General features: G+C 41.9%; 24 protein-coding genes. 14 read left to right on the forward strand and 10 right to left on the reverse strand.

Annotated features, from left to right (window positions below; translation table 11 throughout):
* The 5 genes from AACU32_RS15170 to AACU32_RS15190 form a co-directional block, all read right to left on the reverse strand.
* The coding region (locus AACU32_RS15170) for an NB-ARC domain-containing protein (RefSeq protein ID WP_339377922.1) at positions 1 to 1,335 on the reverse strand (1,335 nt) is incomplete at its 3' end.
* Positions 1,336 to 1,439: 104 nt separating this feature from the next.
* On the reverse strand, positions 1,440 to 1,868 hold the full coding sequence (locus AACU32_RS15175; RefSeq protein ID WP_096600786.1) for a hypothetical protein: 429 nt from the start codon (positions 1,866 to 1,868) through the stop codon (positions 1,440 to 1,442).
* 149 nt (positions 1,869 to 2,017) lie between these two features.
* Positions 2,018 to 2,224, reverse strand: a complete 207-nt coding sequence (locus AACU32_RS15180; protein WP_096600788.1) for a hypothetical protein — start codon at positions 2,222 to 2,224, stop codon at positions 2,018 to 2,020.
* Between the two features lie 190 nt (positions 2,225 to 2,414).
* Complete coding sequence (locus tag AACU32_RS15185; protein ID WP_096600790.1) at positions 2,415 to 2,861, reverse strand: GNAT family N-acetyltransferase; 447 nt, start codon at positions 2,859 to 2,861, stop codon at positions 2,415 to 2,417.
* A 193-nt stretch (positions 2,862 to 3,054) separates the two neighbouring features.
* The gene (locus AACU32_RS15190; protein ID WP_096600792.1) at positions 3,055 to 3,729 is read right to left on the reverse strand and encodes a response regulator transcription factor; all 675 of its coding nucleotides are present in this window, start codon (positions 3,727 to 3,729) and stop codon (positions 3,055 to 3,057) included.
* Between the two features lie 617 nt (positions 3,730 to 4,346).
* On the opposite strand from AACU32_RS15190, the gene AACU32_RS15195 reads away from it, so the two are divergent.
* On the forward strand, positions 4,347 to 4,844 hold the full coding sequence (locus tag AACU32_RS15195; RefSeq protein ID WP_096600794.1) for a hypothetical protein: 498 nt from the start codon (positions 4,347 to 4,349) through the stop codon (positions 4,842 to 4,844).
* Positions 4,845 to 5,052: 208 nt separating this feature from the next.
* On the opposite strand, the gene purH is transcribed toward AACU32_RS15195, so the two are convergent.
* A complete protein-coding gene (purH, locus tag AACU32_RS15200; RefSeq protein ID WP_096600796.1) occupies positions 5,053 to 6,597 on the reverse strand; it encodes a bifunctional phosphoribosylaminoimidazolecarboxamide formyltransferase/IMP cyclohydrolase in 1,545 nt (514 codons plus the stop codon).
* A 161-nt stretch (positions 6,598 to 6,758) separates the two neighbouring features.
* Here purH and AACU32_RS15205 point away from each other — a divergent pair, with 161 nt between their 5' ends.
* The 7 genes from AACU32_RS15205 to ureG all read left to right on the forward strand — a co-directional run bounded on the left by AACU32_RS15205 (position 6,759) and on the right by ureG (position 14,249).
* Positions 6,759 to 7,385: an alpha/beta hydrolase gene (locus tag AACU32_RS15205; protein ID WP_096600798.1), complete on the forward strand. Its 627-nt coding sequence runs from the start codon at positions 6,759 to 6,761 to the stop codon at positions 7,383 to 7,385.
* Between the two features lie 154 nt (positions 7,386 to 7,539).
* Positions 7,540 to 7,752, forward strand: a complete 213-nt coding sequence (gene isiD / locus AACU32_RS15210; RefSeq protein WP_096600800.1) for a protein IsiD — start codon at positions 7,540 to 7,542, stop codon at positions 7,750 to 7,752.
* A 69-nt stretch (positions 7,753 to 7,821) separates the two neighbouring features.
* Entirely contained in the window at positions 7,822 to 9,063 is a 1,242-nt protein-coding gene (gene coaBC / locus AACU32_RS15215) for a bifunctional phosphopantothenoylcysteine decarboxylase/phosphopantothenate--cysteine ligase CoaBC (RefSeq protein ID WP_096600802.1), read from the forward strand.
* 170 nt (positions 9,064 to 9,233) lie between these two features.
* Positions 9,234 to 11,681 (forward strand): AbfB domain-containing protein, encoded by a 2,448-nt coding sequence (locus AACU32_RS15220; protein ID WP_096600804.1) that lies wholly within the window; start codon positions 9,234 to 9,236, stop codon positions 11,679 to 11,681.
* A gap of 701 nt (positions 11,682 to 12,382) precedes the next feature.
* On the forward strand, positions 12,383 to 12,823 hold the full coding sequence (gene ureE / locus AACU32_RS15225) for an urease accessory protein UreE (protein WP_096600806.1): 441 nt from the start codon (positions 12,383 to 12,385) through the stop codon (positions 12,821 to 12,823).
* Positions 12,804 to 13,490 (forward strand): urease accessory protein UreF, encoded by a 687-nt coding sequence (locus AACU32_RS15230; protein WP_096600808.1) that lies wholly within the window; start codon positions 12,804 to 12,806, stop codon positions 13,488 to 13,490. Before ureE ends, AACU32_RS15230 begins: the two co-directional genes overlap by 20 nt.
* 159 nt (positions 13,491 to 13,649) lie before the next feature.
* A complete protein-coding gene (ureG, locus tag AACU32_RS15235) occupies positions 13,650 to 14,249 on the forward strand; it encodes an urease accessory protein UreG (RefSeq protein WP_096600810.1) in 600 nt (199 codons plus the stop codon).
* A 208-nt stretch (positions 14,250 to 14,457) separates the two neighbouring features.
* On the opposite strand, the gene AACU32_RS15240 is transcribed toward ureG, so the two are convergent.
* Positions 14,458 to 16,890: a VIT domain-containing protein gene (locus AACU32_RS15240; protein WP_096600812.1), complete on the reverse strand. Its 2,433-nt coding sequence runs from the start codon at positions 16,888 to 16,890 to the stop codon at positions 14,458 to 14,460.
* A gap of 205 nt (positions 16,891 to 17,095) precedes the next feature.
* On the opposite strand from AACU32_RS15240, the gene AACU32_RS15245 reads away from it, so the two are divergent.
* The 4 genes from AACU32_RS15245 to AACU32_RS15260 all read left to right on the forward strand — a co-directional run bounded on the left by AACU32_RS15245 (position 17,096) and on the right by AACU32_RS15260 (position 18,866).
* Complete coding sequence (locus AACU32_RS15245) at positions 17,096 to 17,608, forward strand: hypothetical protein (RefSeq protein ID WP_096600814.1); 513 nt, start codon at positions 17,096 to 17,098, stop codon at positions 17,606 to 17,608.
* A 12-nt stretch (positions 17,609 to 17,620) separates the two neighbouring features.
* Positions 17,621 to 18,043, forward strand: coding sequence for a hypothetical protein (locus tag AACU32_RS15250; RefSeq protein WP_339377924.1), 423 nt, complete (start codon positions 17,621 to 17,623; stop codon positions 18,041 to 18,043).
* 19 nt (positions 18,044 to 18,062) lie between these two features.
* On the forward strand, positions 18,063 to 18,512 hold the full coding sequence (locus tag AACU32_RS15255; protein ID WP_339377925.1) for an HNH endonuclease: 450 nt from the start codon (positions 18,063 to 18,065) through the stop codon (positions 18,510 to 18,512).
* An 87-nt stretch (positions 18,513 to 18,599) separates the two neighbouring features.
* Positions 18,600 to 18,866, forward strand: coding sequence for a hypothetical protein (locus AACU32_RS15260; protein ID WP_339377926.1), 267 nt, complete (start codon positions 18,600 to 18,602; stop codon positions 18,864 to 18,866).
* Here the strand turns inward: AACU32_RS15260 and AACU32_RS15265 are convergent.
* The 3 genes from AACU32_RS15265 to AACU32_RS15275 form a co-directional block, all read right to left on the reverse strand.
* A complete protein-coding gene (locus AACU32_RS15265) occupies positions 18,801 to 19,781 on the reverse strand; it encodes an ATP-binding cassette domain-containing protein (protein WP_096600818.1) in 981 nt (326 codons plus the stop codon). The genes AACU32_RS15260 and AACU32_RS15265 overlap by 66 nt on opposite strands.
* A 5-nt stretch (positions 19,782 to 19,786) precedes the next feature.
* Positions 19,787 to 21,433, reverse strand: a complete 1,647-nt coding sequence (locus AACU32_RS15270) for an ABC1 kinase family protein (protein ID WP_096600820.1) — start codon at positions 21,431 to 21,433, stop codon at positions 19,787 to 19,789.
* A 194-nt stretch (positions 21,434 to 21,627) separates the two neighbouring features.
* Positions 21,628 to 22,692, reverse strand: coding sequence for a mannose-1-phosphate guanylyltransferase (locus AACU32_RS15275; protein WP_096600822.1), 1,065 nt, complete (start codon positions 22,690 to 22,692; stop codon positions 21,628 to 21,630).
* A 115-nt stretch (positions 22,693 to 22,807) separates the two neighbouring features.
* On the opposite strand from AACU32_RS15275, the gene AACU32_RS15280 reads away from it, so the two are divergent.
* Both AACU32_RS15280 and AACU32_RS15285 read left to right on the forward strand, forming a co-directional pair.
* Positions 22,808 to 24,319, forward strand: coding sequence for an LCP family glycopolymer transferase (locus tag AACU32_RS15280; protein WP_096600824.1), 1,512 nt, complete (start codon positions 22,808 to 22,810; stop codon positions 24,317 to 24,319).
* Positions 24,320 to 24,459: 140 nt separating this feature from the next.
* A complete protein-coding gene (locus tag AACU32_RS15285; protein WP_096600826.1) occupies positions 24,460 to 24,966 on the forward strand; it encodes a pentapeptide repeat-containing protein in 507 nt (168 codons plus the stop codon).
* Positions 24,967 to 24,982 lie beyond the last annotated feature (16 nt).

The following is a 24,982-nucleotide window of genomic DNA, read 5'->3' on the forward strand; positions in this document are numbered from 1 at the left end:
TCTGTCTCTAGCTATTTCCAAAGACTGCTGATGGAAATTAATCGCCTGTGGGTACTGTCCAAGGGAGTTGTAAGCATTACCCAATAAAGTGAGAGAAGCATCATAATTCCAATTTTCTTTATCCCCAATTTCTTCCCATTTACTTACCAACTGCCCATATAATTCTACTTGGTATGCATAATAACCCCGCAAGGTTAAAAAATCATCGCAAATCCAAAGCGTATCAAAGGCAGAGTCATAATCTTGCAACTGATAAAAGTGATGAAAGATTTCTAAGTATTCTTTTACATCATCTTTTGTTTTCCAAGGCTTTTTTTTAGCAATTGAGCGATAATAATCAATGGCTTGTTGATGCGCCTCTGTTTGATTACCAGCCTTATACCGCACATATTCCAACACCACAGGCTGAAACTCAAACCGCCGCTTACCATTGAGTTTTTCTACCAACAAAGAACGCTTAACAATATTCCTCAATTCTCCCTCAATCTCTGCGGCTGAATTTCCTGGCAACACCGCCACGGCTGCTGCACTATCAACCGCACCACGATAAACACTAATATTCAGCAATAAAGCCTTTTGTAACTCATTCAATCTATTAAAACTGGCATCTAACACCAACACCATCCCCACATTTTCCCGGCGATGTACGCCTACTACTTGAGGATCTGTCAACAACTGACGCAAATTGCCTAACCCTAAATCTGCTAATCTTTTTAAATCTGGGTCTTGGGGATATTCTTCTTTTAATAAATCACCTACCAATCGCAACAGCAGGGGATGTCCATCTACCAATTCAACAAACTCCGCTAAATCTCCCCGAATGCCTAATTCTGTTAACAGTGCTACCCCTTCATCTACTAGCAACCCTTTCAAAGGTAGCCACTCAAAACCTTTTAATTCTGGTCTTTCTCTAGTGGTAACTATTACCTTACTATTACCGCCAAATTCAACCCAATCGTTGAAAAATTCGTCGTAGAATAGACTTCCCCATTGTCTATTAGGTTGTAATAAACTCTCCAGGTTGTCAATAATTAGTAAAAATTCACCACTGCGTAAACACCTCACCAGCGCTTCTACTAACTGCGCTTCTTCTTCTGGAACCGGAAAGCCAAATTCACTGAGTACTTGACGGGCTAAATCGCTAAAACTTGCCCCATTACTCACATCAGCCCAAAAACGCTTGGGGAAACCTGCAATTTCTTCATAAATTTTCGCCGCCAGCATCGATTTACCCGCGCCACCGATACCTTCTATGCCAATTAAAAAGGTATTTTCATCAGTTAACCATTGCTGTATTTGGACAATTTCGGTTTTTCGTCCTTGCCAATAAGCCAAACTTTTCTGTGGGTTCCCAGCTTTGAGAACCCCAGGCGATTCTACCTTGGTACTGCTTTCTAATAAAGCTAATATTTCCTGCTGTTCAGCAGTAATAATATTAATTACTTTGGGTTGTCGTACCTCCTAAAGTCATAGGTTGAGTTATCAACACCACCTGCTTTATTAATCTGTATACTTTCATCGTAAGATTGAGCGTTAAGACTAACCGAACCGTCAGCAGATTTTGTTTCTTGCCAAATCTTGGCTATTTCCTCTGCAAGTGCTGTATCCGCATCCAAAATCTTCTTGATTTGCACTCGCAAGCTGGCTTGTAAATCCTCATCCTCTGGATTTTGCGCCACATCCGCCGCCGCTTCTTTCGCTGCTTCCTTCGCCTCTACCTTGGGTAGCAACTTAGCCCAAATAGCTTTTGCTTTATTCCACCCATCCTCACCAACTTTCTGCGATGCACCTTCTACGGCTTTATTACCCACATTCAACAGAAATGGCAGACAAGGCGCAAGAAATTTAACAATTAAAGCAATATCCATACATTTACGCGGTTTAACCACTGTTATTTATACAATGGTATGTTAGCGTATTCCTAAAATAGTCATTGGTCATTGGTCATTTGTCATTTGTCATTTGTCCCCCTTGTCTCCCTTGTCCCCCTTGTCTCCCTTATCCGCAATCGCCAGTCTCAAGACACTGAATGTCCTAAATCTTTAAATTTCCATTTCATATACGCTTCAACAGAAGGAAAGTATTGGATAATACCATCTAAACCTTCTGGTCTTCCCTTGAGGTAAGCTTCCAAATAAACCGAACCCTGCATTTGAGGTAATAACCCAGCATCGCGATCGCGACACCCTTGTTGATAATGTATTTCCCTTAAATGTTCAAACATACTAATACACCCATCCATTCATATATATCAAGCTGCTACTTATACTCTATGCATTTCGCTAGATAAGAACAAATACTCTTCTTTTTCAAATACATAAATACAAGTTATTGTTAATCCAGAATCATGGAAAATTTAATTGCTACCAAGCGATCGCAATCTTCAACCGCACCAAATAACCAGGAGACAAGGTTTATAACCATTTTGTCAGCAGATAGCGATCGCTATTAACAAATCCTGCTTTGCGATACACAGTCTGAGCATGTATATTTTCCCGTTCTACCTCTAAATGTAGCGCTTGAATATTTTGCTCTCGGCAAATTTTCTCAGCCAATTGTAAACTCTGCTTTCCTATCCCTTGTCCTCGATACTTCTCCTGAATATATAATTCATCGATGAAAGCATCACGCCCAAGATATTCTAAACTAAAACCAAATGTTACAACTAGATAGCCAACGATATTGTTGTCTAAATGGATCAGGTGGATTTGTCCATACAAATCATTATTCAAAATCAGTTTTAAAGCTGAACTTGCAGCCTGCTCATCAAAGGATAATTGTTCGTGTGCATAGAATTCACTCATTAACTTGAGAAGTGTTTCTATGCTGGAAACAGATGCAATTTTGAAGACTGGTTCCATAGTTAAAAATCACATAGGCAAATAGAACATACATTTGTGGAATTGAATTTACACAACTCCCCTTTAAGCATGAACACGCTGGAATAGTGAAGTTAAATTATTGGCTCACATTCTTTTTAAAATTTGTATGAACTGGGATACTATTTTTTCTCTAAGCTGACTTGCGTTTCAGTAGCCACAAAGAAACCAAATGCTACTCCCGCAGTGCGTAACCGACGCCACGCACTGTATGAACTAAGCGTTTCTCGTGATTTTCTTCTAACTTCAAACGCAGGTAACGGATGTAAACTTCGATAATATTAGAATCGCCCATGAAATCATAACCCCAAACTTTCTCTAAAATTTGGTCTCTAGTAAATACTTGGCGGGGATGACTCAGCAGGTATTCTAATAAATCAAACTCTTTTGCTGTCAATTCAATGGCGCGTTTACCCCGAAATACTTGACGAGTGCGACGATTTAAACTTAAGTCTTCAAAGTGTAAAACATCCTCATCTGGTTCTTGAGTGCGACGGAGATGGGCGCGGATTCTGGCTAACAGTTCCTCAATGCTGAAGGGTTTGACTACATAATCATCAGCACCTGCATCTAAACCAGCCACGCGATCGCTTACTTCATCTTTTGCTGTCAATAATATCACGGGAATGGAGTTACCAGTGGCACGCAGACGGCGACAAATTTCTAAACCCGAAAGTCCCGGTAGCATCCAATCCAGCACCGCTAAATCTGGCGATGAGTCTCGCGCTAAAGTCAAACCTTCAATCCCATCATGGGCTACACTTACCTGATATCCTTCGCTAGTTAATTCCAATTCCACAAATCGCGCTAGTTTAACTTCATCTTCCACTACCAGGATATGTGCTGTCATATTTTTCCCCTCAAGCAGCTAATCTCAGAATAAAAATAACTTTACTGTAATCGTTAGATTATCCAGAAAAATGAGTTTTTCCTGAATAGAGTTAGAGCTTTTGATGAGAAAACTGTCTTTCTTTCGCCACAAGGGGGTTTCATGCTAATAAAATCTTACAGCCTTTTTCAAGTGGTAGGGGCACAGCATCTACAATCTTCTGGTACAAACAATAATCTTACTGGTACCCATTGGTGTCAACTTAAGTTAAAAGGCTTATCCCACAGGCATTTTACCCCACCCCTCAATCCCCTCCCCGTAAACGGGGAGGGGAGGTTTTGCGTCAGCAAAGCCGGGGTGGGGTGACGCGGATCATGATGTTAAGTGAGAGAATTCGCTCATCACGTCTTGGTAAGGGTTTCACGTTAAGTTGACACGTATGACTGGTGCCGTGCCCCTACGAAAGGATCTGTGGTTCAATTACTTGGAAACTGCTGTAACTGAGAAAACTAATATTCAAATCTCAGAATAATCTAATTTATTCGTCAGTTATATCTCATCGTCATCAATCAATCTATTAGTTACAGGCTCTTAAACGACATTGAGCCAATGGTTCACCCAAAAAATAGGTATTGATTATGAAAAGATTTATTTTTGGTGCTTTATCTGCTTTAATACTTACCACATCTGCTAGCGCGATCGCTTCACCTGCCAAATCTGAACAGCTAAACACACAACAACCATCTCAAATAGCATCTACAATTAACGTTCCCCATATAACTGACGCTGGTGTATTTAATGGTACACACTTTATTAGGGTGGCAGTAGATGGGATGTCTGTACAAAATTTAATGATTACTCTCCCCTACCAAATGGAACGTTTTGATCGAGTTCAGATTCATGATCAATTCGGTAGAGAAATTGCAGCTAAGACACAGATTACTAAGGAACGTTTGATGATCGCATTCGATCAACCTGTCGCCACCGGTGGTTTTATAGAAGTGCAGTTTACAGGCGTAAAAACCAGAATTCCCGCCGCGAGAACGCTACTTTATGGAGTGACTGCGCAACGGGTAGGATTACAAGGAGATATCCCCGTTGGCACAGCGAGAATTGATGTTCTCGATCAAAGTTAGGTTTTGTCAGTTGTCAGTTGTCCAGAAGTCAACAGTCAAAAGTAATAAGCCCATTAAAAAACGCCTGGGAGTGTTGCCGTGTTTCCACCCCAGGCGTTTTTTATCTTTAACTTGCTCCTCACACACTACTAAAACATATCACTTGTCCCAAGAATTTACAAGTATTTTTAGTGACAGTTTATAAAGTGTACTAGACACGGGCACAATTTTAGTGTAAAAAATGTCTTAGTCCTGTTAGCACCATTACTAGCCCTAATTCATTGGCAGCTTTGATGGAATCTTGATCGCGCAGGCTTCCTCCTGGTTGGACAATGGCAGTAATTCCCGCAGATGCGGCTGTTCTAACGGTGTCATCGAAGGGAAAGAAGCCATCGCTAGCAAGAAACGCGCCTTGAGCTTTCTCACCAGCTTGTTCCAGGGCGATTTTAGCTGAACCGACACGGTTCATTTGTCCGGCACCTACTCCCAGAGTAGCGCGATCGCGGCTGATCACAATGGCATTTGATTTGACATGTTTGCAAACTTTCCAAGCAAATAGCAATTCGGCTAATTCGCTGTCGGTGGGTTGACGTTCGGTGACAACTTTCCATTGACTCGTGTCAGCAATGACATCATCAGCAGCTTGGATGAGAAAACCACCGGCGATCGCTTTGACTGTTTCTTTGGGACCACTGCTCAAATCTGGTAAAATTAAAACTCTGACTTTGGATTTAGCTGCGAGAATTGCTTGGGCATCGCCTTCACAACCAGGTGCTACCACACATTCTAAGAAGGTTTTGGTTAACTCACTGGCTGTAGCTTCATCAATCGGACGATTAAGGGCGACAATTCCCCCAAAAGCGGAAACAGCATCAGCATTAAAAGCCTTTTCATAAGCTTCTTTGAGGGTATCTCCCAAAGCCACACCGCAGGGATTTGTATGTTTGAGAATTGCAGCAGCGGGGGTATCTGTAAATTCAGTAATGATTCGCCGTGCTGCTTCTAAATCAACTAAGTTATTGTAACTTAGTTCTTTTCCTTGCAGCTTACTTGCAGCCGCCCAGCCGGTGGGTGTATTTCCACTTTCATACCAAGCAGCGCTTTGATGGGGATTTTCACCATAACGCAGAGATTGCAATTGTTTCCCAACAAGGCTGTATTGCTGCGGTAAAGCAGATTCATCATTTTGGGCGGCGATGAGGTAAGATGCGATCGCTTGGTCGTAGCTAGCAGTATGTAAAAATCCTTTTAAAGCTGACTTTTGGCGAAACTCTAGGGATGCTTCCCCGTCATTTTGGCGTAATTCCTCTAAATATTCATCATATTGGGCGGGATCGCATAACACTGTCAAATGAGCAAAGTTCTTTGATGCAGCCCTTAACATCGCTGGGCCACCAATATCAATTTGTTCAATCGCTTCCGGTAAAGTCACCCCTGGTTTAGCAATAGTTTCTTCAAACGGATAAAGATTGACGACTACTAAATCAATCGCACGAATTTGGTTATTTTCTAAATCAGTAATATCTTGGGGAAAATCCTTTCGGGCTAAAATCCCGCCATGAATCCGGGGATGTAAGGTTTTAACTCGACCGCCTAAAATTTCCGGTGAACCTGTATAATCAGAGACTTTTGTAACTGGTATTCCCGCATCTTTGATTGCTTTAGCTGTGCCTCCACTGCTAATTAAATCAAAGTTAAATTCTTCAACTAAGCTACGAGCAAGGTCAATTAAACCAGTTTTATTGGATACACTCAGCAAAGCCAAACGTGCCATAATTCCCCAGTCTCCTTTGGTATCAACGAATAAAGGCAGAAGAATATTTTACAAGTCATGTACAACACTAAAAAAAAATGTGAAATTTATCCTATTGCCATTACCTACTTTTGATTAGGATTGTCCTTGATTATTTATTCTTGTCTACTGACCACCAACAAATGACTCAAACTTTAGAATTTATTTCCGTTCCCCCAGAAACAGAACAAGCACCATCTGGCTTAATCGTAACTTTACACGGTTGGGGTGCTAGCGCTGATGATGTAGCAGGTTTATTGCCTTTTTTTGATTTGCCAGATTATCAGTTTGTATTTCCGAATGCGCCTTACCCTTATCCTTATGCTGCCACAGGTAGGGCATGGTATGACCTGAGAACAGAAAATATGTATCAAGGGTTAACCGAAAGCCGGCAATTACTCACAGATTGGTTGCTATCTTTGGAAGATGTCACGGGTGTACCTTTATCACGGACAGTGTTGAGTGGTTTTTCCCAAGGAGCGGCAATGACTTTAGATGTAGGATTAAACTTACCTCTAGCCGGTTTAGTGGCGATGAGTGGTTATTTGCATCCTGAAGCTGGAAAGGCTGCACAAGATACTTTTCCACCAACATTGATTACTCATGGTAGACAAGATGAAGTTGTTCCATTATCCGCTGCGGTGAGAGCAAAAAATACCTTAGAAGCCTTGGGAGTTCCGTTAGAATACCAGGAATTTGACATGGGTCATGAAATCGGTTTACAAATGTTAGACCTGCTACGGAATTTTGTAGTCAAGGCAATTGAGTAGCTTTGGTTGCAATTTTTTTACAAAATAACGTAGAAATAAGGAAAATTTTTACAAAATCCACACCATCTAATGAGTAAGATATATTGGGTGGCCGTGAAAAGCACAACCCGACCCATGCTGGGTGCGAATGCTGCAATAGGGAGGGGCAAGCATTATGAAAACTCTAAGCATTTCCAAAAAAGAAATTGCTGCCATGACTGTGACAGATGTTGAAGAGTTAGCTACACGTCTGGAGATGGATAATTATAGCAATGCTTTTGAGGGTTTGAATGATTGGCATCTACTGCGAGCGATCGCATTTCAGCGTCCGGAATTAGTTGAACCCTATATCCACCTCTTAGACTTGGAACCATACGATGAAGCTTAGATGAAGGATGAAGTGAGAACGATGAAGGATGAAAGTACTTTAATCTTATTTTCTCATCCTTGATCGCTCATGCTGAATCCAAAATTATCTAGGGTTTTAATCGGTGTAGGCGGCGGTATCGCCGCCTATAAAGTCTGTGAACTAGTTTCGCGGCTGTTTAAAACTGGGGTAGAGGTGCGTGTAATTCTCACTAATTCAGCGCAAGCATTTATCACACCCCTAACTTTAGCCACCCTTTCCCGTCATCCCGCCTATACGGATGATATGTTTTGGCAACCTATTCACTCTCGTCCTTTGCATATCGAATTGGGTGAATGGGCAGATTTATTGGTAATTGCTCCTTTAACTGCCAATACATTAGCCAAGTTAACTTATGGGATGGCGGATAATTTACTCACGAATACTGTACTAGCTTCTACTTGTCCTGTGCTGCTAGCACCAGCAATGAACACAGATATGTGGGAACAGGTTGCAGTCCAGCGAAATTGGCAGCAGTTATTGACAGATAGCCGATATCATGGTATAGGTACGGCATCGGGATTATTAGCGTGCGATCGCGTGGGTGCTGGGAGAATGGCAGAACCTCCAGAGATTTTAAGTTATATTCAATCGTTATTGCACACGGGTGGTAAAAGAGATTTAGCTGGGAAACGAGTATTAATTAGCGCTGGGGGAACGCGAGAGTATCTTGACCCCGTGCGGTTTATCGGCAATCCTTCCACAGGTAAAATGGGACTAGCTTTAGCACAAGCAGCACTCCACCGAGGTGCAAACGTTACCTTAGTACATGGGGTTGCTAGTTGGGATGTGCCTTTAGGAGTGCAAGCAATTCCCGTGATGAATGCAGAACAAATGCAGCAAGTGATGCAGGAATATTTAGCAAGTGCAGATGTAATAGTCATGTCCGCAGCTGTGGCGGATGTTAAGCCTAGAGATTATAGTACCGAGAAATTACCCAAGCGATCGCTTCCCCAATCTTTACCTTTAGAATCTGTACCAGATATTGTCAGTGAGCTAGCAAAAATCAAGCAACCACATCAACTTTTAATTGGATTTGCTGCTCAAACTGGGGATATTGTAACGCCTGCTTTAGAAAAATTACAAAATAAAAAATTAGATGCGATTGTTGCCAATCCCATCGATAAAACTGATAGTGGTTTTGGCAGCGATAATAATCAAGCGATATTTTTAGATAAACAAGGGAGACAAAGAGAAATTCCACCTTGTTCTAAATTAGAAATGGCACATCATTTATTTGATTTTGTATTCAATACAAAACTTCACACAATAAAGGATGAAGGATTTACCTAAGCTTTAAGTATTTTTACACAATTAATAATTGATTGATGCTCTGATATTTGATAATTTCTGCTATAGGAAAGTATTTTTCTGTTCGTAGTTGTGAGGTAATCACGCTGCGGATTAAAAAGATTGCAAATTATTGCATTCTTTGACTTGGTGCTGACAAACATCCCAATTTAATGAAATCTAAATCAAAGTTTTCGATAATTGCGGCAGCGATCGCCTTGATAATTGCTGTCAGCAATGGCGTATATGCCCAAACTACAGCCAGTGCATATTATACAGGTGCATGGTCTGCCGTCGATCCCTGGCCAGTTTACGGAGTGCATTTAACCTTGATGCCAGATGGTAATGTACTTGCATGGGATAGCACAGCTAACGGATTTGGCGGTGCAACCAACAAAACTATACTCTGGAATCCGGTTAACAATACCAAAACAGAACTTAACTCCAATCAATCCTTACAGGGAGAGGAATTATTCTGCGCTCCCCATAGCCAGTTACCAGATGGTAAAGTATTCACAGTCACTGGTACTGTTGGGGTTGCAGATAGTACCACACACATCTTTAACAATCAAACAAACCAGTGGTCACTGTACCAGAACATGAATACTGGGAGATATTATCCCAGTTCTACCTTACTGTCTAACGGTAACATTCTGGTGACTGGTGGCTCTTATCCATCAGATGCGGATACACCAGAAATATTTGAATCTGGTACATGGCGGAGTTTAAGCAATGCCAAGATTCCCTTTGCACTACCGAAAGGTTTTATTGATAACACATCTTATTTCCCGTGGACGCAGGTAGCGCCGAATGGTAAGATATTTTACGCAGGGCCAGAAAGTTCCCTACGCTACCTCGATACTAATAGTACAGGTGCGATCGCATCTGTTGGCGATCGTGATGGCATTTTCCGAGATTACGGTAGCTATGCCATGTATACCAAAGGCAAAATCCTCGTAGCCGGTGGCGGCCCAGCACCGAAGAGTACCTATACAATTGATATCAACGGTACTCAACCTCTAGTATCTCGAACTACTGACCTCACCTATGGACGACGACAGCAAAACCTCACCATTCTTGCTGACGGTCAAGTATTAGTCACTGGTGGTAACTCTAACCCCAATGGTAAAGATGGACAACCGGGATCTCAGTTTGACTTAAACACCGCAGTGTATGCAGCGGAAGTCTGGAACCCAAATACTGGACAGTGGAAAACCTTAGCCAGCATGGCTAAACCGCGCCAATATCACTCCACAGCTTTATTATTGCCTGATGGTCGTGTAGTCGTTGCTGGGGGTGTGTGCGGCCCTTGTGGTGCAGCAGGTCATAATGAACAGAATGCTGAGATTTTCTCCCCGCCTTATCTGTTCCAACTCGATGGTAAGCTAGCTGTACGTCCCACAATCAGTTTTGCACCTGATTCACTCAACTATGGACAAGCCTTCTCTGTCACATCTTCCGCCTCAGCTAGTATAGCCAAAGTGCATCTGATTAAACTTGGTGCAGTTACCCATGCAACTAACTTCGATCAGCGTCTAGTACCCCTATCCTTCAGCACATCGGGAACCACATTGAATGTGACAGCACCCGCCAACGCTAATCTTGCACCACCGGGTTACTATATGCTGTTTTTAGTCAACTCTGCTGGTGTACCTTCTGTAGCCAAAATTATCCAAGTAGGTGGTAATCCTTCCCCTGTACCTCCACCTAACGCCCAAGTACCACTCTATCGGCGACAGTCAATCCAGTCAATCAATTATCCTACTTACTACCTTGGCGAAACTAACTCACTGGCTTATCTCAAGACGGTGAACGCTAACAGTAGTGACACAGACAAGAGTAGTGCAACATTTAAAATCGTACCAGGGTTAGCAAATCAGCAGTGTATTTCCTTTGAGTCAGTTAATGTTGCGGGTGCATTCCTCCGACATCAAGGTTATCGTCTCAAGCTAAATCAAAACGATAATACAGCACTTTTCAAAGCAGATGCCACATTTTGTCCCAAAGCCGGATTAGCAGATTCAACTGCTGTATCATTTGCGTCTTTCAACTATCCCACCTATTATCTGCGCCATCGCAACTATGAGTTTTGGATTGATCCCCAAGCTAGCGATAACCCATACAAGCAGGATGCTACCTTCAAGTTCGTCACACCTTGGAAACCTGGAACCGATGACTTAAGTGGTTTACAATCTTTCCAAGCGCTTAATTCTCCATCTAACTACATAGGACAAACAAATTCTTTGGGTTATATCCAAGCAGTCAGTAGTAGTAGTGATACCTTGACGAAAAATAATACTACTTGGAATGTTGTCTCTGGACTAGCAAATTCTGCGTGTATTTCTTTTGAGTCAAAAAATAATCCAGGTTTCTATTTAAGGCATCAAAATTATCGTCTCACATTGAATCAAAACGATAGTACAGCTTTATTCAAAGCAGATGCTACTTTTTGTCCCAAAGCTGGATTAGCAGACTCAACTGCTGTGTCATTTGCATCTTTCAACTATCCCACCTATTATCTTCGTCATCGCAACTATGAATTGTGGATTGACCCCCAAGCTACTGATAGCTTATATAACAATGATGCATCCTTCAAGATTGCTGCACCTTGGGCGCCATAATCTTTGCTAGCACAGCTTAGCTAATCAATTTCTTGGCAAATTTGCATAAATTCTTGATAATCTGCTGGGTAACAATCTGGCAGATTTTTCATTAATTACAGCATATTCCTGTAAATACACCACAAATAGACCTCTCTGGTAAACCTCTCTCCTACCTCTCCCTAGCCCTCTCCTCTTAGGAGAGGGTAAAGATGCAGCGAACCTCAGCAAAAGTACAGTTGAAAATGACAAGCCTGAAGGTCAAAGCGCCAACGTACCTCATGACCATGCAGCCTACCTTTTGATTCCAGTAGATCCAACCAGCTAATATCAATTCAAAATTCAAAACTTGTACTGAAGCTCATGAAGTATTCAAAATTCAAAGTTAGAAAAGATGACAGTTAAAAATCCTCATCTATGTCTGGAAATACATTGATTTTTTCTGCTACTGTTTTAGGTGCGTGGCAATAACCGTGAAATGTAGAAGGTTGTTGTCACTATTTTTACTAAAAGTTTGATAATAATTTTGTAGTTGATTTCTACCCAGCCGCTATCCTATCAGAACAATAGGTAAAGGCACAATTTATGTTAAATGTAAATTTTTATACATTTAGCGATAAAATGAATCGCGGTTGCTGATGGTTGAGAGGAATGGTTTTAGGTGAGCGATCGCAACAATACCCATCGCTGCTATAGTACCTAAAAGTTTTCGTTGATCAATTATGTTGACGTTTACCCAACGTAAACCGCCCGATCCTGATGCAGTAGTTAGCTTTATCCTTCCTCTGACTGCACAAGAACGCACCCGCAGTCGTCATCGCTTTGAAACGGAAGATGGTAAAGTTGTATTCTTGCGTTTACCTAGAGGAACAGTGCTGCAAGATGGCGATATTCTCCAAGATGAAACCCAAAGTAATTTAATTAGGATTACGGCTAAACCAGAACCAGTATTAACCGTCTTTGCCGAAACACCACAGTTACTACTCAGGGCAGCTTACCATTTAGGCAATCGTCATGTACCTGTAGAAATTACAATTAACTATTTACGCTTATCCACAGACTCAGTTTTACGCACCATGTTGGAACAACTGGGACTAGAAATTAAAGAAGAAATTTTACCATTTCAGCCAGAACAGGGAGCCTATGGACATCACGCTCACTGATAGTTCTTTTTTATCGATTTTACAGTTAACAAGCCCAGCTTTACCTGTGGGAGCATATAGTTATTCTGAAGGTTTAGAAACTCTGGTTGAACAAGGTGTGATTGCAAATCAGCAACATCTCCAAGCATGGTTAAATTCGCAACTGCGTTATGGTGCTATTAGAGTAGAGGCTGCGGTGATGCTACGGGCTTATAAATCTGCGAAAATGGATGATTTAGAAGCTTTAACCTATTGGAATCGCTGGTTATCTGCGGCTAGGGAAACAGAAGAGTTACGCAACTCTAGCTGGCAAATGGGGCGATCTCTGATCCAGTTACTTGGTAAACTACAACCAGAAATCATGGCAACGCTGAATGCTGTTGGTAATCCGTGCAATTATGCGATCGCTTTTGGTATAGCTGCGGCTCATTGGCAAATTGATATCAAAGCTGCTTTACTAGGATATCTGCATAGTTGGGCAAGTAATTTAATTACTGCTGGTGTAAAAATTATACCTTTAGGACAAACCGCAGGACAGATGTTGTTACTGGATTTACAGGAATTGCTGAGTATTGCAGCGGTACAAATTTTAGCTTTAGAGGATGATGACCTCGCCTGTTGTACTTGGGGCTTATCTTTAGCTAGTATGCAGCATGAGACGCAGTATACCAGGTTATTTAGGAGTTAATGAACCGCCGAGGAAGAGGGGGGACAAGGGGGATGAGGGAGTGTGGGGAGTTTGGGGAGTTTGGGAGAGTGTGGGAGAGTGTGGGGAGAAATGGGACAAGGGGGACAAGGGAGACAAATGACCAATGACAAATGACAAATGACAAATGACAAATGACAAATGACAAACAACACATTTCGAGTAGGGGTTGCTGGCCCTGTGGGTTCGGGGAAGACTGCTTTGGTAGATGCTTTGTGTAAGGCGTTACGCGAGCAGTATCAGATTGCGGTGGTGACGAATGATATATATACTCAGGAGGATGCACAATTTTTGGTGCGTTCTCAGGCTTTAGCAAGCGATCGCATTTTGGGTGTAGAGACTGGCGGTTGTCCCCATACCGCGATTCGCGAAGATGCTTCGATGAATTTGGCTGCTATTGAACAGTTAGAACTGCGTTTTTCTAATTTAGATTTGGTATTTTTAGAAAGTGGCGGCGATAATTTAGCAGCTACATTCAGTCCTGAATTAGTTGATTTAACAATTTATGTCATTGATGTAGCTGCTGGTGATAAAATCCCTCGCAAAGGTGGGCCGGGAATTACTAAATCTGATTTATTAGTAATTAACAAAATTGACCTTGCGCCCTATGTCGGTGCAGATTTAAATGTTATGGAACGGGATGCAAAAAAAATGCGCGGTGATAAACCCTTTATTTTCACAAATTTAAAAACAAAACAAGGACTAACAGAAGTAATCGAATTTGTCAGCAAACATATTTAATAACAGATAAATCTTTACTCTTCCACTCTTCTCTGCGTCTCTGCGGGAGAAAAAAATTGATTTTATACCAATCCGGGTTCTGATATGTAATTAAGATTTTGGTAGGGGCGGGGTTTCCCCGCCCTTGTGTAAGATTCAATGTTACGTTTTAGATTGCAGTTTGGTATTACATGAAAAACCGGGGTAGCCCCCGGTAGTTATGAATTGATTAAGGTTGAATTCTAATTGTCAGAATCACCGTAGTTGTTAGCGTTTTTGGAGCTAGCCAAGTTAAAAGCGATCGCCTGATTATTTCAATCACATTCTCATCCTTCAAAGAAGAGAATTGCTCATCCAATATCACCTGTCTCACCCTTCCTTTACTGATTTGCAAATCAAAGACTAAATCGCCATTAAAAGCTGTAGAAACCTGAACTGATTGCAAATGTTTAGTGAGTAGAGAAACCATCTCTTGATTTAATCCTGACACACTCAAAATTTGCAGATGACAAACAGGAACAAATTCTGAAAGTTTGCTTTCTGTTTCAAAATTTGCCCTACCTGGAACCGCAGGATAAGCTTCCTTTTTAGCCCTGACTCTTTCTACTTTTGGTAACTCTGTTTTTTCAAAAGAAGGTATTGCTGTTGGCGGTATTGCAGCCATTGGCGGAGGGGGAGACATCGGCGCTGGAGATGGTGGCGCAGCAGGCTGCATTCTTGCGAGTGTTAAAAATTCAGGTGCGTCAGACTGAGCATTCAACATTGTTGGTGCAGCACTACCAAATATACCTTGATAATTGATACCTTCTGGCATTTCTACAGGTACTTGCACAGATATAGAAGCTTCAGCAGGATTGACTCGGATATCATCACTCACAGCAATAAAGGCGGTATACTGCGATAATAGTTGATAAGTCAGCGCTGTATCTGTGACTGCTTCCACGCCTGACTTGGTTTCACCATTCATCATCTGATTCATTAAATCCTTGATGCGGGAACGTCCCCAAAGTTGCGCGATCGCAGTATTACCCGTTGTCTCAAAATTCACATTAAAGGTTTGTTGATAGCGCGTACCACCCGCAGCAATCCCGCTAATATGCAGTTTACCTCCACGACTATCTGGTTTGCGTCCAAATAGCACTAACGGCTGTTCAGCAAATAAATCAGGAGGTGTAGAAGGATACATCATTGGCGCTGTACCATCACCTTCCCATTGCAAATTAATGTTGGCGAGAACCGGATTATTAATGGCGCGGAAGAATTTGTTCACCACTTCATCGACTGGTTCATCGTGACGAATGACGCGAGAAATACCCCTTCCTAATTCCGCAATGCGATTGAGTAAGAAGCGATTCACCGAACTACCAGCACCAAAGCTGTGGAGACGGGTTCCTGGTTGGAGATGACGTTGTACTTCTGCAAGGATGTGATTTTCGTTACCAATATATCCATCAGTCAACAGTACAATACTGCGCAACCGTCCGGGATCTGTGACTGGGAAGTTCAAAACTGTGCGAATACCCCGTAACATCTCCGTTCCGCCACCTGCGTTTAATCGATTGATATACTGAATTGCTAAAGCGCGATTCTGTGAAGTATTGGCGAGAGGAACAGGCGAAAGTTGCTGAGTGGTATCGGAGAAATCAATAATACTAAAAGTGTCATGAGGATTGAGTCCATTGATAAAACGCCGCATCAATTCCTGACATTGCATCAATGGTGCGCCACTTTGAGAACCAGATCTATCAATGAGAAACACCATATCTTTAGGAACCACCTGTTCTGGACGGTACTCAAGAGCCGGAATCAGGTATAGTGCAAAGTGTCCACCGCGTTCATCAGCTTGGGTGAGAATAGTTGCTTGAGTGGAATTTCCAGCGACTTGGTAACGTAAAATCAAGTCTTTGTTGGGGATTGTATCGCCACCCCCAAGTTTTACCAGTACGCGCTGTTGTTCGTAAGAAATTTGAATTTGGTGAGAAGGCGATCGCACATCATGAATGTCTACACCCGCATCAATTTCTACCGTCACATTGATATCATGACGCGATCGCGTACCCAATGGCAAAATCGGCGCATTCAACCGCGAAGCATCTGGTACTAAATCCGTATCTTGATTAGATATCATCGGGAAAGAAGCCGAACCACCGCCTACAGCATTTTCCTCAATAGTTGTCCCTGGAATGTAACGCGGCCCTACCACCATTGGGAAGACAAACTCATAATTTCCACCCTCAAATTTCAAGCTATCAGAGTAGCGAATAATCACGTCAATTTGCTCACCTGGTTTGATATTAGCCAGGGATTGAGTAAAAATATTGTCCCGTTCCTGTTCCAGCAGCCCCGCCGTGCGTCCTTGTTGCTTCGCTTGCTCGTAAATTTGCTGTGCTTCCTGGCGTTTTTTAATACTACCTTTGATAGTCTTGTCGCCAATGCGAATCAGCATATCATCAACAGCCGCTTCATCTGGTAACGGGAAAATATAAACAGCTTCTAGGGTAGTCGTAAAAGGATTTTCAAAGCTTTGGGTAACTTCCACCCGTGAGATGTTACCTGTAACCTTAGCTTCTACTTCCGTGTGCTTCAGGGGAAAAGCAATTTGCTGTTGGTTAGGAGTTTGAACATATAAGCCACCAGCTTGGCGTTCTAGAATTTGAGTCATATTAGTAACCTTACGCTATTGTTTTCTACATTCAGCGTAGGTCTGTTTCTGTAGTAGAAGTGCTCAGTTTTGTGCTCACCTCATGCTCAGTCATTCGTTTACATTTCCCCACCATTTAAGACTGCAATTGTTAGTCTAACTAATCACATGGGTACAATATATTATCAAACCAGAATATATTGAACATTAATTATCTCAGAACACCGTGAATAAATCACAGGCTCTTAAGCTACTTAAAAGTGAGGGATGGGCACAAGCGGATGCTAAGCGGGCTTTGAAATTAATTAACTTTAATACCAATCCTGATGAACTTAGCATTCGCAGAGGGATTTCACCTTTTGCTGGTTCTGAACTAGTCAATCGCCAGCGGCTTCAAGCTACGCATAAAGGTACGATAACCAAGAAGAATAAAGAAATTCATCAGAATCATCAGGAATATACGGCAAAAATTGACCAACTAAATAAGTCTCAAAAACAGGAAAGGGAAAAATACGCTGCCGAAATTAAAAGTTTAGATAGCCAATTCCAGACTATCAATTCTCAAAATCATGAGCTGATTCAACTAAATGACCAACTTAAAAAGGATAATAAAGCCTTGAAAAATTTAGTTGATGCCATTAAGCTCAGACTAGCTATAGATACTAAAAAACTTCTGCGATATGAAGACAGTGAAATTCGCCAAGCATTAATGAATATGTTTAAATCAACATTAGGATAACCAAATGACTCCATGACTCATAAAAAACCTTGTCAAATATTTTTCCAGGGAATGAGTTACCGTGATGTGCAAATCACTAACTCAAAAAATAGAACCAAGCTTCATAAAGAAGAGCAAGCTTGGCTCCAAGAAAATTCTTATAAAAACATTGGCTGGGATAATGTGATTAATCTTTTTTCTAAAATAGAAGAATTTTTGAATAAACATCAATTTGCCGAATTGACGCTCGAAGAATTATTTTTAGAAGCCGATCGGATTGGCAATAAATATCTCACAAGTCAAGAAATATCAGAATTCAATCACAAATTAGCTATAGAAGTCAACGAGATTGCCGAAAAAATAGACCAGCAGTTTCCTGATACAGAAGTAGAATTTATTGATTTTAGTACAAGCTCCAAAAAGAGATATCGCCACAAAAAATATATAAAAATATAATATTTAGGTGAGATATACCGTGAATATCGAAGACAAAGAACTTCAAGAATTATTTGAGCTTGCTAAAAAGATTGGCAACAAGCGGTATCACAAATTAACTCATCAAGATTTTGAAAATTACAGAAAATTCGATTACTGGCGGTATATTAATGGTGATTATGAATGTGGAACAACCCCAGAAAGTAAAAAGTGGGTGAGAGAAAATTCAGATTGGTACTGTCCAGTTTGTAAGCATCACTACTCCCAAAAAGGCGGTAAGACGATAGATCATAAGCTACCGCGAGCGCAGTTTCCTTGGTTATCAATGGAATTTCAGAATTTGTGGGTTATTTGCCAAATTTGTAACCAACAAAAGAGTGAGATGAATTGGTACGAGTATGAACACTATATATTTGTTCATCATCCCGCTCTTTATCTTGTTGTCCAGGCTGCACGTCCTAGCCTGTTAATTCAGTCTTTAAACGATTAGACAATTAGCTTGCTCATCTATAAAGTTAAAGTTTTTGCTAGAAAATATGCTAAAAACTTACCGGATAAAATTAACTAAAACTTAGTTATGAAGATTGTTCAAGAAGTTTCTTTAATCAGTGTAGGGAGTTTTGCAGAATCAAACGATTGGTTGATTATTCGTAGTGAAATCCGTGATGCTATTTCTTTAATTGTGCATCCTCCTGGTACATCCAATTTTACAATCAATCCCACAAAGCATGGTAATGGTGTAAAACCAATTAAAGAAGCTTGCATGATACCCTTTATCTCAAACCACACCCACCTGAAAAACTTTACCAATCACTTCTTCTACAGGCGGTTCAGTTACTTTTAAATCCACCACTTCCAAATCAGCCAAAATCCGCGACACCGTTTGCGTCAGCACCTCTTGGGGAACTAAAAAACGCACACTCCGCCCTTCTAAGAGTTGCACTTCACCATAAGATGCAAGTTTTTCTCGTGGTAAACATTGAGCTAATTCAACATGAATTTCTCGATAAGGTGCGAAACGTTCCAAAAGTTCATCTAAGCTGCCATCGTACATCAACGTTCCTTGATGAATCAACAACACCCGTTGACATAAAGCCGTAATGTCAGCCATGTAATGACTAGTCAACAGTACAGTTGCTTGATAACGCTGATTGTACTCCCGTAAAAAATCCCGGACTCCCGCTTGCGCATTCACATCTAATCCCAAGGTAGGTTCATCCAAAAACAATACCTGGGGACGGTGTAAGAGTGCGGCTAAAAGTTCCGCCTTCATCCGTTCGCCCAAAGACAGTTTCCGCACTGGTTGGGTAAGCTTTCCTCCCAGGAAAAGCATCTCGGATAATTCGCCAACTCGCTGTTTAAATTCTCGCTCCGGAATATTGTAAACCGCTGCGTTAATTCTCAAAGAATCTAAAGCCGGTAAATCCCAAATCAATTGTTGCTTTTGTCCCATCACCAAAGTAATCTTTTGTAAAAAAGCTTCTTGGCGATGAAAGGGAATTTGTCCCGCTACTCTTACCTTCCCGCTAGAAGGATGAATCAGCCCCGTCAGCATTTTCAGTGTAGTAGTTTTCCCTGCGCCATTCGGCCCTAAAAAACCGACTACTTCCCCAGTAGCGATTTCAAAGGAAACATCTTGAACTGCTTTAATAGAACGGTAAGTTCGGCGGAAAAAGTGGGTAATTGTCCCTTTAATCCCCGGTTCTTTCACCGCCACCGGATAAAATTTGCTCAGGTTTTCAGCCACGATTATCGGCATAAGCCTCATTTTAACCGACCTGAGCGCAAAATACTCACAATTAGCCATAGCCCCAAAAAACTAGCAACGGCAAACAGGATGGTACTCAAAAAAGATAGTTGGCTTGTCTGGGCATGATTGGATATAATTGCTGCACCCATTATCAGTGAACCTACCAATATGCTAAAGGAAAGGCGATTGGCAGCATCATCCATAGTCCGGCGGACACCATCTAAACCCCGCAGCGATAAATTCCACTGCAATGTTTCCGATGTTACTCGGTCTAATAACAGTTCAATTTGCCGGGGAGATTGTAAGGATAGGCTTTTAATATCCAATGCAGTTCTTAAGAGCGATCGCACAGGATTTTCCCCGACTAACTGGCGGCGGAACAAATCTGTGAGCAAGGGCTGAACTTCATCGACAAAGTTCAGTTCTGGATTAAACCCCCGCGCCAACCCTTCTAAATTAGCCAAAGTTTTGGCATACAAGCCCATATTACTCGGCAAGCGAATTTTATTATTCCGGGCGACTTGGAAAATTTCGTAAATTACTCGACTAAAATTAATTTCCGATAAATTGACGTTGAGATACTTGCGCAGCATCCGGTCATAATCATTTTCTAGGCGCGCTAAAATCACCGGCTGGCTAGAATCTGCTAGCTGTAAAGTTAACTGCGCACATCGCTGGGCATCTAAATCGACGATCGCTAACAGCATTTCTGTTAAAATCTGTTGCGTGCGGGGATCTAGTCTGCCCACCATGCCACAATCTAACAGCGCGATCCGCCCATCTACGAGATAGAATAAATTTCCCGGATGGGGATCGGCGTGAAAAAATCCATCTATATATAGTTGTTGGAAAAAAGCTCTAAATAACAAAGTCGTGATGGCTTTGCGTTCTGGAACGGGATCTTTACCATTATTATTACTATTTAATCTGGCTGAAAGTATGGGTACACCTTCTAGCCACTCCATCACCATTAATTTTTCTGTAGTTAATTCCCAATAGATTTGCGCAACCACTATTTGTTGGGGATCAAACCATTTACTATGAGATAAGTTCCGCCGTAGTTGGTCTGTATATCCAGCTTCCCGCGTAAAATCTAACTCAGCTTCTAGGGCTTTGGTAAATTCTTCAGCAATAGATTTAATTTCGTAAGTTTTGCCAAAATCAGTCCGGGCGACTAAATCAGCAATCCCTTGAATTAAAGCAATATCTTGAGCAACTGTCAGATCGATTCCCGGACGTTGCACTTTTAAAGCTACTTCCCGACCATCTATTAATGTAGCGCGATGGGTTTGGGCAATTGATCCGGCTGCTACTGGGACAGGATTAACTGTTTTAAAACTTTGTTCTAGTGGCGCTTTTAGCTGTTGGCGTAACAGGATTTCGATTTCCGTCCAGGGAACTGGTGGAACTTCATCTTGCAGCGTGGATAGTTCATCAATGTAACCAGCACTGAGTAAATCTGGACGGGTAGATAGTAACTGACCGAGTTTGACATAAACAGGCCCCAAATCCACCAGGATATTTTTTAACACCGCAGGTGTGGGTAACTGTGGTTCATCAGCTTTACCACCAGTCAGTAGCCTGCGCATATAATCCCAGCCATTACGCAGCACTACTTCAATAATTTCTCGTTGACGGGGAACAGTTTGAGTTAAGAACATTTATTTTTGGGAATTGGGAATTGGGCATGGGGCATGGGGCATGGGGCATGGCGCATGGGGCATTTTTTATTTGTCTCCCTTGTCCTCCTTGTCCCCTCTAGCCCCTAGTCCCTAGCCTCTAGTCAGCAGCCCTGATCAAGTTATAATAAAATAAGCAGAATGTTAACCTCTGCCAAGGGTTTTAACTTTTACAGCTATAGCAAGTCGGTAAATCGGGGATCGCTTTGGAGTGTTTTGAGTATCTGCTTAATTTCCTGGGTACGGTCTTTTTTGACTATGAGGGTAACATTGCGATCGCGCACAATCACAACATCCTCTAAGCCTATGGTAACAATTACGTCATTGTCATCGGTGGCGTAAAGCAGTGACCCTTTGGTATCCAGCCCAACATGGGTAGCAAGTTCCACATTGGGAGTCTCTTCTGTTTTGAGTAAGCGCTCGATCGCATTCCAATCTCCTAAATCATCCCAAGCAAATGACACTGGTAAGACATATGCTAAATTGGTCTTTTCCATGAGAGCATAGTCTATACTTTTTTTAGGTAATTGCGGATAAATATCAGGACCATTTTGTGCTAGAGGTTCAATAATTTCCGGTGCATGGGTATAAAGTTCTTTCAGAACCACCCCAGCTCGAAAAAAGAACATGCCACTATTCCAGCTAAAACGCCCCGTTGATAAAAAAGATTCCGCCGTTTCTCGGTTGGGCTTTTCAGTAAAGCGGTTGACGTGATAAGCTGGCAACTCATTAAAGCTACCAATTTTTGCGCCTTGTTCGATATAACCGTAACCAGTTGATGGAAAAGTTGGCTTGATCCCCAATGTGACAATCGCTTCTGTGCTTGCCGCTAAAGAGCTAGCAGCATGTAATGTGTTAGCAAATGCTTCTCGATCGGCAATCCAGTGATCGGCGGGGAAAAAGCCGATGACAGCGTCTTCTCCATAGCGCTGTTTGATTAACAAACTTGTCCAAGCAACAGCTGCGGCAGTGTCTCTTCCCTCTGACTCGATTAATAAGTTTTGTGACGGAAGTTGTGGCAATTGTTGTCGCACTCCTTCAGCTATTTGTTTAGAAGTGATGACAAACAAAGAATCCCATCCGCTTACGAGTTCTATCAGTCGATCGGCGGTTGCTTGTAGTAGGCTCCTAGAGCTACCATCAAGACTTAAAAATTGCTTGGGTCGCCCAGAACGACTCAATGGCCAAAAACGCTCACCTTTACCACCAGCAAGGATTACAGGGAACAATGAGTTAGTCATTTTGTCATACACACCTACTAAAGAACACTACAAGTTTACAGTGGGCTTATCCACTGGCAAGATTTGTAGCTTGCATTAACATACTTCTAGGGAGTGGTTGAGTGGGGAGATAATTGTGATTAAACAAATGCAATGGGCGGAAAATCAAATTACGCCGCAACAAGTAGCAGATTTAGATGCAGATGAGGTTAAGCCTCAGCAATTACAAAGGTCAGAGAATCTGGTTGCACCGCCAGAAGTACCAGCACCAGATACGGAGGTTACACCCCAGGAACCAGCTATTGTTTCCCGGAAAGTTGTAGAATCTGTAGGAGAAATACCTAACCAGCTTTATGAGCGGTTGGGCTTGACCATGCCCAGATGGCTGTTGTGGATATTAACAGTTGTTTTAGGGATAGTCTTATCTGGGCTGCTAGTATCCACCTTGGCGTTGTGGACTCCTTTATGGAGCAATCTGGATCAAACCGATGAAGATGCAGGTCTAGGTAATAAAGAACAGCAAAAAATCCCCTTACCTGGGGAACTATGGGGCAAAATCTCCGAGTATCAGCTTTCAAGACCCATGAATATTTTAATTATGGGGATTGAACCAGTCAAAGGTACTGTTGATGGCTCACCGGAAAGTTTTGCTGGCAAAAGCGAGACTATGCTGATGGCGCGCCTCGACCCCAGCGATAAATCGATTAAAGTGCTTTCGATTCCTAAAGATACGATGATTGCCATCCCCGAAGCAAAGGGATTAACCAAAGTATCCGATGCTAATGCCCAAGGCGGCCCAGTTTTGGCAGCGCGGGTAATCAGCCGGACCTTAAGTAATGCACCAATCGATCGCTACATACGCATCTCTACTAGTGGCTTACGTCAATTAGTAGATCAATTGGGTGGGGTAGAGGTTTTCGTGCCTCAATCCATGTCATATCAAGATACCTCTGGTAAATCCATCAGTTTGGTCAGCGGTTGGCAAACACTCAACGGCGAACAAGCAGAACTATTTGTGCGTTACCGCGAACCAGGCTTGGGAGATCTGCCAAGAGTACAACGACAGCAAGCACTGATCAAAGCGTTATTAGAACGGCTCAATAGTCCTACTGTGTTACCCAGGTTACCGCAATTAACCAGGATTATGCGGAAGTACTTTGATACCAACCTGAAAATCGAAGAAATGATGGCATTGGTGAATTTCTCGCTCAACCAAGATCGGGATAATTTCCAAATGACTGTGTTACCTGGTGGCTTCAGCCGTTTCAGCCAAGATCCCAATAGTTATTGGTTGAATATGACTGGACAACAGAGCCTATTGAATGATTATGTTGGGGTAAATGTACCAGGTCTGAAGCCCGATGCGCGACCAGTACCTAAACTCAAAATTGCTATTCAAAATGCTTCTAATCAACCGCAGTTAACTGAAAAAGTTATCAAATATCTCAAAGAAAAAGGCTTCACCAGTGTTTACGCAGTGCCAGATTGGCCTGATACCCAACGTCAAACTCAAATTATTGTCCAAAAAGGTAACCGAGAACTAGGAGCTAACCTGCAACAAATAGTTGGTTTAGGTCAAATCGAAGTTTCCGCTACCGGAGATTTGGAATCTGATCTGACAATTCGGATTGGTAAAGATTGGAAATAGTCATTAGTCATTAGTCAGTAGTCAGTAGTCAGTAGCAAATAACAATTGTACGGACGGGTTCACAGATATCCTCGCTCTTTCACGATGATTTAAATAAACCCGCCCCTACTGACAATTGACAAAGGACAAAGGACAAAATTATGAAAAAATTTTGGCGACGCTGTTTGAGTTTAATACTGATTTTGCTATTGGCTGGTTTATGGGTGCTGTTTACTCCTAAACCAGCTTTTGCGCAAGCAAAGACCATCAACTACAACAATACTCATTTAGAAAATCGTGACTTTTCCTACACTGATTTAGCTGGTGCAAAATTCGTAGCAGCAGAAATGCGGGAGGCAAATTTTCAAGGAGCAAATTTAACCAACGCTATTCTCACGAAAGGCGTTTTATTAAAAGCAAATTTAGAAGATGCAAACCTCAGCGGTGCTTTGGTCGATCGCGTAACTTTTGATAGTGCTAACCTGAAAAATGCGATTTTCACAGAAGCAACTTTGACCAATAGCCGCTTTTATGATGCGGTGATTACTGGTGCTGATTTTACCGATGCGTTGATTGACCGCTATCAAGTGTCTTTATTATGCGATCGCGCCGATGGCATTAATCCTGTTACTGGTGTTTCTACACGGGAAAGTTTGGGGTGCAAATAAGTATTGGGCATTGGGC

This window comes from Calothrix sp. NIES-2100 (assembly GCF_963875285.1).
GTDB lineage: Bacteria > Cyanobacteriota > Cyanobacteriia > Cyanobacteriales > Nostocaceae > Aulosira.

What these genes read in the sequence shown, in the direction of transcription:
- ureE (WP_096600806.1), top strand. Translation starts at nt 12,383, where the DNA reads ATGTTGACGTTTACCCAACGTAAACCGCCCGATCCTGATGCAGTAGTT.
- AACU32_RS15260 (WP_339377926.1), top strand. Translation starts at nt 18,600, where the DNA reads ATGAAGATTGTTCAAGAAGTTTCTTTAATCAGTGTAGGGAGTTTTGCA.
- AACU32_RS15205 (WP_096600798.1), top strand. Translation starts at nt 6,759, where the DNA reads ATGACTCAAACTTTAGAATTTATTTCCGTTCCCCCAGAAACAGAACAA.
- isiD (WP_096600800.1), top strand. Translation starts at nt 7,540, where the DNA reads ATGAAAACTCTAAGCATTTCCAAAAAAGAAATTGCTGCCATGACTGTG.
- AACU32_RS15195 (WP_096600794.1), top strand. Translation starts at nt 4,347, where the DNA reads ATGAAAAGATTTATTTTTGGTGCTTTATCTGCTTTAATACTTACCACA.
- AACU32_RS15250 (WP_339377924.1), top strand. Translation starts at nt 17,621, where the DNA reads ATGACTCATAAAAAACCTTGTCAAATATTTTTCCAGGGAATGAGTTAC.
- AACU32_RS15285 (WP_096600826.1), top strand. Translation starts at nt 24,460, where the DNA reads ATGAAAAAATTTTGGCGACGCTGTTTGAGTTTAATACTGATTTTGCTA.
- ureG (WP_096600810.1), top strand. Translation starts at nt 13,650, where the DNA reads ATGACAAACAACACATTTCGAGTAGGGGTTGCTGGCCCTGTGGGTTCG.
- AACU32_RS15220 (WP_096600804.1), top strand. Translation starts at nt 9,234, where the DNA reads ATGAAATCTAAATCAAAGTTTTCGATAATTGCGGCAGCGATCGCCTTG.
- AACU32_RS15190 (WP_096600792.1), bottom strand. Translation starts at nt 3,729, where the DNA reads ATGACAGCACATATCCTGGTAGTGGAAGATGAAGTTAAACTAGCGCGA.
- AACU32_RS15265 (WP_096600818.1), bottom strand. Translation starts at nt 19,781, where the DNA reads ATGCCGATAATCGTGGCTGAAAACCTGAGCAAATTTTATCCGGTGGCG.
- AACU32_RS15240 (WP_096600812.1), bottom strand. Translation starts at nt 16,890, where the DNA reads ATGACTCAAATTCTAGAACGCCAAGCTGGTGGCTTATATGTTCAAACT.
- AACU32_RS15230 (WP_096600808.1), top strand. Translation starts at nt 12,804, where the DNA reads ATGGACATCACGCTCACTGATAGTTCTTTTTTATCGATTTTACAGTTA.
- AACU32_RS15180 (WP_096600788.1), bottom strand. Translation starts at nt 2,224, where the DNA reads ATGTTTGAACATTTAAGGGAAATACATTATCAACAAGGGTGTCGCGAT.
- coaBC (WP_096600802.1), top strand. Translation starts at nt 7,822, where the DNA reads ATGCTGAATCCAAAATTATCTAGGGTTTTAATCGGTGTAGGCGGCGGT.
- AACU32_RS15185 (WP_096600790.1), bottom strand. Translation starts at nt 2,861, where the DNA reads ATGGAACCAGTCTTCAAAATTGCATCTGTTTCCAGCATAGAAACACTT.
- AACU32_RS15275 (WP_096600822.1), bottom strand. Translation starts at nt 22,692, where the DNA reads ATGACTAACTCATTGTTCCCTGTAATCCTTGCTGGTGGTAAAGGTGAG.
- purH (WP_096600796.1), bottom strand. Translation starts at nt 6,597, where the DNA reads ATGGCACGTTTGGCTTTGCTGAGTGTATCCAATAAAACTGGTTTAATT.
- AACU32_RS15175 (WP_096600786.1), bottom strand. Translation starts at nt 1,868, where the DNA reads ATGGATATTGCTTTAATTGTTAAATTTCTTGCGCCTTGTCTGCCATTT.
- AACU32_RS15270 (WP_096600820.1), bottom strand. Translation starts at nt 21,433, where the DNA reads ATGTTCTTAACTCAAACTGTTCCCCGTCAACGAGAAATTATTGAAGTA.